The 12,938-nt window shown below is 39.8% G+C and carries 8 protein-coding genes; all 8 read left to right on the top strand.

Translation table 11 applies throughout. From position 1 onward, the window contains the following. The first annotated feature begins 4 nt into the window (after window positions 1-4). From PYV58_RS16810 to PYV58_RS16775, 8 genes are read left to right on the top strand one after another with little or no spacing between them, the layout of a single operon-like run. Entirely contained in the window at window positions 5-4,144 is a 4,140-nt protein-coding gene (locus tag PYV58_RS16810; RefSeq protein ID WP_275059595.1) for a tape measure protein, read from the top strand. Beyond that, window positions 4,141-4,482 (top strand): phage tail protein, encoded by a 342-nt coding sequence (locus PYV58_RS16805; protein ID WP_275059569.1) that lies wholly within the window; start codon window positions 4,141-4,143, stop codon window positions 4,480-4,482. The genes PYV58_RS16810 and PYV58_RS16805 overlap by 4 nt, the downstream gene beginning before the upstream one ends. A 50-nt stretch (window positions 4,483-4,532) precedes the next feature. Then, window positions 4,533-5,438, top strand: a complete 906-nt coding sequence (locus tag PYV58_RS16800) for a hypothetical protein (protein ID WP_275059594.1) — start codon at window positions 4,533-4,535, stop codon at window positions 5,436-5,438. Next, window positions 5,422-6,210, top strand: coding sequence for a phage minor tail protein L (locus PYV58_RS16795; protein WP_275059593.1), 789 nt, complete (start codon window positions 5,422-5,424; stop codon window positions 6,208-6,210). Before PYV58_RS16800 ends, PYV58_RS16795 begins: the two co-directional genes overlap by 17 nt. A gap of 2 nt (window positions 6,211-6,212) precedes the next feature. Beyond that, a complete protein-coding gene (locus PYV58_RS16790; protein ID WP_275059592.1) occupies window positions 6,213-6,956 on the top strand; it encodes a C40 family peptidase in 744 nt (247 codons plus the stop codon). Then, a complete protein-coding gene (locus tag PYV58_RS16785) occupies window positions 6,949-7,578 on the top strand; it encodes a tail assembly protein (RefSeq protein WP_275059591.1) in 630 nt (209 codons plus the stop codon). Before PYV58_RS16790 ends, PYV58_RS16785 begins: the two co-directional genes overlap by 8 nt. Window positions 7,579-7,627: 49 nt before the next feature. After that, window positions 7,628-12,376, top strand: a complete 4,749-nt coding sequence (locus PYV58_RS16780) for a phage tail protein (RefSeq protein WP_275059590.1) — start codon at window positions 7,628-7,630, stop codon at window positions 12,374-12,376. Continuing rightward, on the top strand, window positions 12,373-12,912 hold the full coding sequence (locus PYV58_RS16775) for a DUF4376 domain-containing protein (protein WP_275059589.1): 540 nt from the start codon (window positions 12,373-12,375) through the stop codon (window positions 12,910-12,912). The genes PYV58_RS16780 and PYV58_RS16775 overlap by 4 nt, the downstream gene beginning before the upstream one ends. The last annotated feature ends 26 nt before the right edge of the window (window positions 12,913-12,938 follow it).

Genomic DNA, 12,938 nt, shown 5'->3' with positions numbered 1-12,938 from the left:
AAGTATGGCAACTAAATTAGGATCTCTTACCCTTGATTTAATTTGTCGTACAGGCAATTTTACTCAGGGTATGCGTGACGCTTCCAATGCAGCTAATCGAGAATTAGGACGCATTGAGCAAAGTACTAATGGCGCATCAAATGCAATAAAAGGTCTGGCAGTTGCCGCATTAGGTTCATTCTCAATTCATCAAGTGATAGCCTATACAGATAGCTATACAAACTTACAAAACAGATTAAAACTTGTTACTAATTCTCAGCAAGAATTAAGTACTGCTACTAAAGATACTTTTGCTATTGCTCAAGCGACAGCGCAATCTTGGGGTTCGGTTGCTCAGGTTTATCAACGTTTTGCTGAAAACTCTTCACGTCTTGGTATCACAATGCAGCAAACAGCTTCATTGACTGATACGGTTTCAAAAGCCATTTCAATTTCAGGTGCGAGCGCAGCGAGTGCAGAAGCTGCATTGATGCAGTTCGGGCAGGCTCTAGCTTCGGGTGTATTGCGTGGTGAGGAGTTTAATAGTATCGCAGAACAGGCGCCAGCACTCCTAAAGGCAATTGCAACAGGTTTAGGGGTAAACATTGGCGAACTGCGTAAAATGGCGGGTGAAGGACAATTAACAGGTGACATCGTAATTAAGGCTTTAACCAAAGCCAAAACTTCTGTAGATGATTTATTTTCCAAAACCGACTTTACAATTGCTCAATCTTTTACACAGTTGAATGATTCTGTCACTAAATTTGTTGGTGAGGCTAGTTCGGGTTCAGGGGCAGCAAAAACACTCGCATCTTCAATAAAATTGGTTGCTGACAATGTTGATACTATTGCTGATGTTGCAATGGTGGGTGGATTCGCATTTCTAACCAAAACAATACTAACTCAAACAATAGCAATGAAAAAATCGATTGCTGAAAGTATTCAGCGTCGAATAGCGGATACTGCTGCTCTAGAATCGCAAGTTCGGCTTTCAATGGTTGAGGTGCTACGCACAAAAGCAAAAGTGGGAGAATTAGCAGCAGAACAAAACTTAATTGTTGCTAAATTACGCACAAATATTACAACTCAAGAAAGAATCGTTCTAGAAACAAGAGCAACACAAGTTGCAATCCAGTTGGCTGTAGCGGAAAGAAATATGACGGCAGCAACAGCACAGCGCACTCTTGCACAGAATGCTTTGAATGCAAGCACAACACTCGGTTCTAGAGCTTTAGGTGTAGTTGGTGGCCCTATTGGATTACTAACAATAGGTGTTGCTGGTTTGGCTGCTGGCTATATGTATATGCAAAACCAAACTGCAAAAGCAACAGAAAAATTGGCAGAGCAGACCGATGTAGCAAACAAAACCAAGGAGGAATTGTTAGCGCTTCAAGGAGTACAAAAAAATGGTGCCAAATCAGAACTACAGGAAGCTTTTAAGGGGCAAAATAAAGAATTAAAAGAGTTGAATTACGTTTTCAACGCTCATTTAATTGAGCTGCAAAATGCTTATAGAGGGAATCTTCAAATTGTTGAGATTTCAAATAAAGTTCGACAAGGAATAATGAGTCAAGAGCAGGCAATTGAATCCCTTAACCAGCTTGACTTCATTTCTCCTGATCAGCTTAAGCAATTGCAAAAAGATAATGACCTTTATCGTGAAAAATTACCAGTGGTTAACAAGGTTCAAGAGGCACTTAAGGTTTTTGGAATCACCACTGAATTGGCAGGAAATAAATCCTCTAATGCTGCATTTATGCATGACAAACAAGCCAGTAGTTTGGATGGCATTGCGAACGCAGCCACAAATGCTAAAACCAAATTACAAGACTATATTAACTCTTTGAATGATCAGAATTATTCAAACAACTTAACAATTGGGTATTTGAATCAAGGCTACTCAGCTGAGCAAGCACAAGCATTGAGTAAAGCTTGGTCCGAGGCATTTGCAACAAGCTCAATTGTCACCAAAGAGCAACAGGACTTAATTTTAAAAAGTGTGAGTCTAGAACAGCAAAAAAGTGATCTCATTAGTGAGCGCAATAAAAAGGAAAAAGAGAGCACCAGAGAAGCTGAAAAGAGATTTAAATATTCTCAGTCTGAGTTGCTAATGCTTCAGAAGATAGCGAATCTTTCAGCTAAAGCCGATTTAGATGGTATTGGTGCTAAATATGGCATCCCTAAAAATTATCTTGCAGGCCTTATGGCTCAAGAATCTAAGGGGGATCCTAATGCTGTTAGTCCAACGGGTGCTATCGGTTATTTCCAAACAACAAGTGGTTACCGAAAAGATAATGGAATCAGTGTTGCTGACTCTAAAAATCTCCCTGTAATTGCTGATGTTGTGGCTAGAAATCTTGCTAAAGCTTACAAGGAGTTGGGTAGTTGGGAGTCTGCTATTCGGTCCCATAATGCAGGTGTTGGTGGCTCTAGACAGTTTGATAAAACTGGAAGGGTTGATGGTAGTTCAGATCGCAATAAAGAAGTTGCTAACTTTGCATCATCAGTCAATAAATGGATTGTGGGTCTTGGAGGTAGTGAGCTAAAGGCTAAAGGCACTTCCGATACTATGGGGGACCTTAAAGACTACCTTGATTTTGTGAAACAACAGGCAGAATCTAGAAAGTCACTTGAGCTTAATGTTGCAAATGAAGTCACCAAGATTCGTGAATCTTTGAAAGACAAGTTGATTGAAATAGATAAGGCTGGCTTTACACCAGAACGTACTGCGGAAATCAAAGCTGAGTATCAAGCAAGAGCAGACAACGAGATTGCGATTGCTGAATATACGCTAAAATCTAAACTTGAAGAATATTCATCTTTTATGAAAACTGATGAACAATTACTGAAAGATAGTTTTGATCAAAAGAAGTTTTATGCATCTAGAGATATTGAATTATCAAAGGAACAGCGCACCCAAGCTGTTGCATTGATTGATAAGCAATATAATTACGAACTTGCAAAATCAAAACTTGTTAGAGAACAGCAGTTACTTCAATCTAAAGAATTCTATATGTCTGAGTTGCAGCTTGCCAAAGCAAAATATGACATTGAAAGGAGACTTCTAGAGCAAAGCAATGATGATCCAGCAGATAAAGCGTTCAAATCACAAATGCTCGCACTTCAAAACCATGTTGATATGAATCGTCGTTTAAAAGATGCTTCAACAGGATGGGATACGGTTCAAGCGCAAATGAATGGATCTACTGGTCGATACCAAGTCAACCAAGATAAATTCAGCAGAATGGGTGCATCACAAAATCTATTCGATACACAGATTGCAGATGTAGAAAACCAAGAGCAAGAACCTGGAGCGGATTTACAGAAATTAGCTGAGGTTCGTGAACAAATTTGGGCTGCACATAATCAGCGAATGATTGATATTGAAAATCAGTATCAAACTGATTCTTTGAATCTGCAATTAACTCAAGCCCAGCAGTTGACTGGTTCATTTGCAAATATGTTTAAAGGTATTCTTGGTGAAAGCTCAGGTGCATATAAAACAATGTTTGCAATGCAGCAGGGGTTTGCGCTTGCTCAAGCTGGTATGAATTTATGGTCGTCTGTTTCAGATGCTTATGCTAAAGAGCCAGGTACTGTATGGCAGAAAGTTGCCGCAGGTGCTAAGGCGGCTTTAGATCAGGGCACTTTCTTAGCAATGATCCAAGCTATTACCCCTCAGGGTTTTGCAACTGGCGGACACATCACAGGCAAAGGCACTGGAACGAGTGATGATATTCCAATCATGGCATCCAATGGCGAGTTTATGATGAAGGCTTCAGCTGTGTCCAAACTTGGTTTATCCGCTTTAAATTACATGAATCTTACTGGTGAGATTCCAGATCATAGCAAATATATGTCTATGAAGTCCCCATCTACTCAGTCAGATTTAAGTATTCAAAAATTTAAAGATGGTGGTGAGATCGGGGTGCCTCGACTTAATTATACTGATGTTGATAGTAGACGATTCAATTCCATTCCAAAAAATTCAGCTCAGGGTGAAGGCAGTGGAGATATTAAAATTGAAGTCAACATCACCGACTCAGGCGTAAATACTTCAGGTGGGAACACTCAAAACCAAAAGCAACTTGGTGATGCGATTGGCAATGCTGTACGAGCTGTGATTATTCGAGAGAAGCGTCAAGGGGGATTATTGTCTAAATGAGCAACCGTAAATTCACTCACTGCCAAAACTTTGAAGGCAACTCTCAATCCAATACATTTAAAGTTTTAACCAGTAAATTTGGTGATGGTTATGAGCAAAATGTCTCGGTAGGGATTAACAATAAATCAGGTGTTTGGCAATTCTCTAAAAATGGTAAAGAGGCTTTAATTCGAGAAATTAAGGCCTTTTTTGATGATCATAAGGGTGCAGATTCTTTTTTATGGGATTCCCCTTTAGATGGCGAGGTTCGTGTCAAAGCTGGTGAATATCAATTGGTATCATTAGGTGCTGGCATGTGGCAAATCTCCACCACTTTCACCCAAGTTTTTTACCCTTAAATCCAATCAACTTCACGCCCCACTAGCTGGGGCTTTTTTGTGAGAAAAATATGACAATCCAAACAATTAATTTAGGATCCGCACCAAGTGGTGCAGGCGGGGATACATTTCGTTCGACTGGCACAAAGGTAAATGAAAACTTCACAGATAATACACATGCTGCAAGTCGTTATGTAGGTGAAGGAAGTGGAAATTTACTTCAAACTGGGGCATTTGGCTTAGGTGCTTTTCAATCTGAGATTTCAAATCCATTTAAAAATTTACCAACTGCCGAGTTGCGTAAAACAAGATTTATTAGTTTTAAGGATGTGCCTGATGTGTCTTCCGGTTCGGGATCAGCAATATCGTTACCGACTTTAAACGCTTATACAAATAATTATTTGATTGGTACTAATAATGGAGATTTATATCACGGAGTTTCTACTTCTGTTCAGGCAGATCCTTCGGTCCGTGGAGTGCGGTATGGCAAAATTTTATCAGGAAATAATACAACAATAGATTCAAACGGTTTTGTTAAAGCTGCATCTCCAATTGTTCAATTGTTTGCAGATAAAATTGATGCGAATCAAGAAGCATTAGAACAACAACCTATATTTGAAAAAGTGGATGTTGGTCACTACCTGTTAAAAAATACAGAAGGTTTTTCAGAAAATGGCTGGTATATCGAAATGCCAAAAGATGCGAATGGTAATGTTTTGGTTGCAGTTAAATATCAACAGCTTGAAGATAACACGATCGAAGTTAAAACCTTAGCCAAAAAGTTTGACGAAGAAACGGGTGATATTGTTCCAAATCTTGAGAAACCTAGAGACATTCCTGCTGGTCGTTGGATCGACATTCGTTTGAAAGAATTGCCAAAGTCTGAAATTGAAATATCTAACACACCACCTGAATTTCAACAAACCAATTTGGCAAAAGCTGTTGAGGAGGCATTGAAAGATGACTCTGAACAGTGATTATCAGAAACTCTATGTAGATGGATTAATCACATTATTTGAGTTAGACGCCAGCAACTTGGGAGCTGGCATCTTACGTTTTCATGGGCATATTTCATTTGAAGACTGGGAAAATATTTATTCATCGATTGGATCAGATGGGTTAATGGGGGCTGATACTGGCTCAATCGGTAAGGTATTTGATGTTGGAGATGAGAAAGTATGGCATCGTAATATCATTTTTAATGGTCAGACCTATGAACCAATGGCATTACAAGTCGATGGTCTAGAAATGCGCAGTGATGGTAAAGCTTCTGCTCCGACTTTAAGTATGGCCAACAATATTAAAGGTATTCAAGGTGCGGTAACTACATATTGTTTACAGTTTGGTGATTTTGCTGGTGCGAAAATCAAAGTCATTACTACATTAGCCAAATATCTCGATGCTGAAAATTTTAGTGCTGGTAATGTTACGGCTAATCCAAGTGAGAAGCGCGAGCAGATTTGGTTCATTGAACAAAAGACTTCTGAAAATGCTCAGCAAGTAACTTTTGATCTTTCTAATCCAGTGGATTTTGAAGGGCTAAAGATTCCTACACGACAAATCTCAAATTACTGCAACTGGGAATATCGAAGTGAAGAATGTGGCTACATCGGTGCAGCAATGTTTACTGAGAAAGACGAGCCGACAGACAATCCAGCTTTAGATCGATGCAGTTTTAGAACATCAGGGTGTAACTGCCGTAAAAATGAGCTTCGTTTTGGTGGGTTCCCTGCATCTTCGATGGTGTAAATATGAAATTAAATAAAAAACTTAAAGCAGCGATTCTATCTCATGCTGAACAATGTTTCCCCGCAGAATGTTGCGGGGTTATTGTTTCAGGTGAGTATATTCCATGCCGTAATGTCGCTGAAAAAGGTCAGTTTCAAATTCACCATGAAGACTTGGCGAATGCTGAAGATCAAGGTGAGATTCAAGCCTATGTCCATTCACATCCCAATGCTACAGCACGTGCTTCTGATTTAGATTTATTACAAATTGAGCTTCATGAAATGCCATGGGTGATTTGTGCTTATCCTGAAGTTGATTTTCAAGTCTATGAACCCTGTGGCTATAAAGCCCCACTCATTGGTCGTGACTATCATCATGGCTACCAAGACTGCTATTCAATTGTTCGTGATTTTTATCGTCGTGAGTTGAATATCAAACTCATTGATTTTGAGCGTTTGGATAATTGGTGGAGTGATAAAAAACATAAATCCCTTTATCTTGAAAATTTAGACGCAGCGGGATTTTATGAAGTCAGTCAACCTCAGTATGGTGACATGTTGGTGTGTAATGTTGGCCGTACAGAACACCCGAATCATGCTGTGATTTGGTTGGGTGATCAGTGGCAATTAAAGTCAGAAGAAAGCACAAGTTGTTTTGGTGGACCATTAATCCTACATCATCCTTATGGTCGAAAGTCAGTGCGTGAAATCTTTGGGCAACAATGGCAAGAGCGTGTTGTCAAAATTGTGAGGCATAAGAATGCTTAAAACGATCAAATTATATGGCGTACTGGGAAAGAAGTTTGGTAAGGAATTTAAGCTTGCTGTTGAAAGCACCCGTGAAGCTGTAAAAGCGCTATCAGTCCAAGTGCCCGGCTTTGAAAAATTCATGCTAACAGCTCATGAACAAGGACTTACCTTTGCTGTTTTTCAAGATGATGAAAATATCTCTGAGGATCAGATTGATTTTGAGACTGGTGCTAAAGTTATCAAGATCGTGCCTAAAGTCATTGGAGCTGGCGGTGACAGTGGGGTTCTAAATTTAGTTTTAGGGGTTGTGTTGATAGTTGCTGGTTATTTTACTTTTGGAGCAACAACTCCTTATGGTGCAGCATTGATTGGTGCAGGTATTGGAATGTCCATTGGTGGTATTGCACAAATGCTTACCCCAAAAGTTGATGCTCAAGATCAAAACCAAGATGGAAATAAGTCTAACTTTGGATTTGGTGGGGCAGTCACTACAATCGCACAAGGTAATCCAGTTCCGATTCTTTATGGTCAGCGCGAAGTCGGTGGATTCATTGTAAATGCTGGTCAATTTGCAGTAGATACCTTTAGTTCTGCAGATGCTGGTTTTACAGGCGGTGGCAGCAGCGGTGGAAAAAAATAATTTAAGAATATAAGCGCACTAAGCGCTTTTTTATTGTGTGGGAAAAAGTATGCTTAAAACAGTAAAAGGCGCAAAAGGCGGTAGCAAAAACCAAAGACAACCCAAAGTTGCAAACGATACAACCGCTTCAAAAACCTATGCACGTTTACAATATGGCATGAGTGAAGGAGAAGTTGAGGGCTTAGCAAATGGCTTTAAATCAATCTTCCTTGATGACACACCAGTTGAAAACGATAGTGGTGCAAGAAACTTTGAAGATGTCACTCTAGATTTTCGCTCAGGTACCAATGATCAGGCATACATGGAAGGTTTTGAAAGCATTGCTTCTGAAACTGCTGTTGGTGTTGAACTTAAAAGTGATACGCCTTGGGTTAAAGGGATTACCAATCTTAATCTTGATGCCGTGATTGTAAGAGTGCGCTTTGGGGCTTTAAAACAACAAGATCCAAGTAATGGCGATGTTTCAGGCATTGTTATTGATTACTCGATTGAAGTGCAGACTGATGGGGGATCATGGGAGTTAATGCTTGATACTCAAATGTCAGGAAAAACTTCAGCAAATTATGAACGTACCCATCGTATCGGCTTACCAAAAGCCAATAATAATTGGTTGATTCGAGTCACACGTAAAACACCGAATTCAAGCTCTGAATATGTCAGCGATAAGATGTATATTCAAGCCATTACTGAAGTTGTCGATCTTAAACTTGCCTACCCAAATACTGCATTGATTGGCGTGCAATATGATGCTGAAACATTCTCGAATATTGCCAAAATTGCAGTTGATCTAAAGGGTGTAAAGATCAAAGTACCAAGCAACTATGATCCAGTAAGCCGAACCTACATCGGGATATGGGATGGTCTATTTAAGCGCGCTTATAGCAATAATCCAGCTTGGATTTACTATGATTTATGTACCAATAAGCGATATGCATTGGGTAACCGCTTAACAGAGCCAATGATTGATAAATGGTCATTGTATCGTTTGGCTCAATATTGTGATCAGTTGGTACCAGATGGCAAGGGTGAGCAAGAGCCTCGTTTCACTTGTAATGTATATATTCAAAGTGCCGAATCTGCTTTTGATATTTTAAGCAAACTTGCAGGTTTATTTCGTGCAATCAGTTATTGGGATGGTGCATCGATCGTATGTGAGGCTGATGTACCTCAAGATGCTATTTTTACATACACATCTGCCAATATTATTGATGGTGTTCTTGGTATCAATTACACCGGTACGCGTGCACGTGATCGGCATAATGCAGTCAAAGTGGCTTGGGATAATCCGCAAAATCGCTATAAGACTGAATATGTTTTTGTGCGTGATGAAAAATCAATTGCAGAGGCTAAAGCAGTACGCTTATTAGAACTTGAGGCATGGGGTTGTACATCAGAAGGTCAAGCACAACGTACTGGTCAATGGGCTTTAAAAACAGAACAGCTCGAAACTCGAACTGTCACATTTAAAGTTGGGTTGGATGGCTATATTCCATTACCCGGTAAAGTGATTGAGCTAGCTGACAGCTTATTGGCTGGACGCGATAATGGTGGGCGTATTTCATCAGTCAGTGCTGATTTAAAACAAATCACCTTAGATCGTGATGATGTGGTGTGCCGAGCTGGTGACCGTCTAGTTGTGAATGGTGAGAATGGAAAGGCACAGGCAAGAGTTGTATCGAGTATTGCTGGTCGAGTTATTACTGTTGTATCAGCATATGACTCTGTTGCCCCACAAAATGTCTGGGTGATTGATGCTCAAGATTTAGCTACGATGAAATTTCGTGTAGTTTCAATCTCACAAGACGATCCACATCAATTTACCATTACTGCATTACAGCATGCTGATTCTAAATTTGATGCCATTGATCATGGTGCATTTATTGATGATCGCCCGATCTCAATCATTAATCCTACAACTCAAGATCCTGTTGAATCAGTCAGCATTTCCAGTGAGCAAATGGTTCAGCAAGGAATGTCTGTTGAAACTATGGTGATCAGTTGGCCACAAGCCAAAGGTGCAACCAAGTATCAAGTTGAATGGCGTAAAGATAATGGCACCTGGTTAAAGTTACCAATAACTGGAAACAATTCGGCAGAGATAGCTGGTATCTATGCAGGTAAATATGAAGCACGCGTATTTGCAATCAGTGCTTTTGATATTTCGTCCTTGCCAACGTATTCAGTTTTGACAGAGTTGAAAGGCAAGCAAGGAAAACCACCAAAGTTAGCCAATATCCATGCTGAAGGTATTTTATTTGGCATGAAATTAACCTGGTTGTTTCCATCTGTTGGCGCACTTGATACAGCATATACTGAAATTGAAGTTTCACCAGATAGCACATCAAATATTGCTCAACTGGGTTTATTTGCTTATCCGACAACGGTACATACCATTCAAGGAATGCAGCCAAATCTGCGCCAGTTTTATCGTGGGCGTTTAATTGATCGCATTGGTAATGTCGGTGACTGGTCAGATTGGGTCAGTGGTGTAACTTCAGTAGATGCTTCAGATGTACTTGAACTATTGAATGAGCAAATCACTGAAAGCCAATTGCATAAAGACTTACAGACTAAGATTGATCACATTGAAAATATTGATACTGATATTTCAGGGCTTAAGACTTCTGTACAGCAAGCGAAAGAGTCAGCTCAAAAAGCAAATGATGATTTAGCGATTGAACGGACTGAGCGTATTGAATCAATCAATTCAACAACTACAAAGATCAATACTGAAATACAGGATCGAAAAACTGCAATTAGCACGTTGGAAGATGGATTAACAAAGCAAATTAAAGCAGGCGATGATGCTGTTTTAGAGGTTGTAGATACAGTCAAAAAATCAAGTGATCAAGGTTTAGCAGCAGCACAATCAAGTATCAAGGTTGTTGCTGATGATTTGAAATTGACTGCTGAAAAAACTGATGGTGTTTATGCTCAGCTGAATCCTCCTTTAATTGGGTCCACTTCTGATTTAATCGGCAATGATCAAGGCTTTGCTGGAACTTGGTCACTCCAATCAGCAATGATTGAAGGTGATCTAGCCCTTAGTAAACGAGTTGATACAACAGTTGCACAGATCAATGATGTACAAGCATTTGCACAACAAGAGGTTCAATCGCGAGTTGATGGGGATAAAGCGAATACGCTTGCTTTAAATAACTATATTTCTAGCAATAATTCAGCCTTGTCTTCAGTACAGCAAAAAGCTGAAACTGCTGTAACACAATCAACAGCAAACAGTAGCTCTATTGAGGCTTTAGATAGCCGCGTTGATGTTGCTGAATCAGATGCATCGACTGCAAAAACTAATGCAGCCAGTGCATTAAGCAAAGCAAATACTGCGGTTACTGATTCAAGTGTGGCAGCATCTATGGCGCAACAAGCCAATGCAACAGCAACGTCAGCAAAAAGTACAGCCGATAACGCATTAACCAATTCTGCAACTGCTTTATCAAAAGCTGATGTGGCAGTGACAAATGCAAGTTCTGCTGTATCGAAAGTGGATGCTGTAGAGGCAAAGCTCGGCAATTATGCGACAACGGGTGCATTGAGTACTGTTGATTCAAAAGTTGCTGATGTTGACAATAAATTGACAGCAACAACGACTAAGGTTGATGGTGTATATGCTCAAATCAATCCACCACTGATTGGTTCAGAATCTGATCTCATTGGTAATTCTGGTGGATATGCTGGCGTATGGTCTGAACAATCAGCACGTATAGAAGGAGATTTAGCTCAGTCTATTCGCACTGACCAAGTTACTGCCCAAATGAACCAGAATGATGCTTTATATCAACAACAGATTAAAGCAACAGCAGATGCGGTATCAGCCAATGTTAAATTGACTGAAACGCTTCAAACAAAGGTTGGAGACAATACAGCTTCGATTCAAGAAGTTGCTGAATCAACCAATGGTTTGTACGCACAAAAATTTACTAAAATTGATGTGAATGGCAAAGTTATTGGGTGGGGAGGTGCTAATGATGGTGTAGAGGGGCAGTATATCTTTGATGTTGACTCATTGGCTATTGGACGCGGTGATAGTGTCGGGTACTACCCATTTATATTCCGAACCACACCATTTACCGATCCAGTCACAGGTACAGTATTTCCTGTTGCCGCATACTTGAAATCAGTATTCATGGATTACCAATCTGTTAAGACCTCACATATTGATAACCTGGCTGTGAAGACTGGTCAAATTGATAATTTAGCTGTTACTGAGGGGAAAATTGCAAATCTTGCGGTAGATACTCTGAAGATCAAAGACAATGCAGTAACGGTGCCAGTTGGAATCAAACTTGTCACACCAATCCCAAAAAATACTCAGAGAAGTGCAACTGTATTTACTGGTGGAGATGCGGTAATTCTAGATACATCAAACTATTTTGGAGACATTATCTCTTTATCATTAAACAGAAGTGGAGGGAAGTGCCAAATCAGTGGCTATGTTTATGTTGATAATGTTTGCGCATCAGCTTGGAGATCTAATGGATCTACAGTGAGCAATGCCCCAAAAACTATGTATTGTGGTGTTGTTTTATACAGGAATGGATCACCAATTTTTATAGGTCGTGTTGCATCTTCAAGTGAAACCACAAACGATGTTGCGGTGTTTAATGGGGCTGTTCAGCTACCTACAATCATTGATGATGCATATACTGGAAATGTTCAGTATTCAATTAGAGTGGGTTGGTCAACTTCAATATCAGACGCTGGACTCATGATTCGACCTTGGAACGCAGGTAATGCATCTGTCTTAACTGCTACATTATCAGTGTTGGAGCTAAAAAAATGACAGCTATTATTTCAAGAAGAGGCGAATTGCTGCAATTGATTTATGCAAATAAAGAAACAATTGCTTTAAATAAGCCACTTGGTTGTTTGGCTGTTTCGGATCCTCCACAATCAAATATGTATTATCGTGGTTGGTGGGCATCTATACCGAAACAACCCTCAATTTATCATGTATTCGATTATGATTTAAAACAGTGGGTTGATCCCCGATCATTAGATCAAATTAAGGATCAGAAATGGTCTGAGATTAAAGAAGAAAGGGAAACCGCCGAATATGGCGGTTTTTCATTTTTAGGGCATATTTTTGATTCAGATATCACTTCTCAGTCTCGGATCATCACAGCCAGTGAACTTGGCGCGGATGTGGAATGGACTTTAAAGGACAACTCAATCGTTTCGCTAAATGCAGAACAATTGAAAGGTTTGAGAATTGCGCTAGCTCAGCATGTTTCAAACTGTCATTCAAGAAGCCGAATAGCTCGGCAACTTATTTATGACTCAGAAAGTATTGAGCAAATAGAATCAATTCAGTTTTAGCACCTCTGGGTGCTTTTTTATTGCCA

Source organism: Acinetobacter sp. TAC-1, from assembly GCF_029025845.1.
In the GTDB taxonomy this organism is placed as follows: domain Bacteria; phylum Pseudomonadota; class Gammaproteobacteria; order Pseudomonadales; family Moraxellaceae; genus Acinetobacter; species Acinetobacter guillouiae.
Note: the sequence above shows the minus strand (reverse complement) of the source record. Positions and strands in the feature narration are given on the sequence as shown.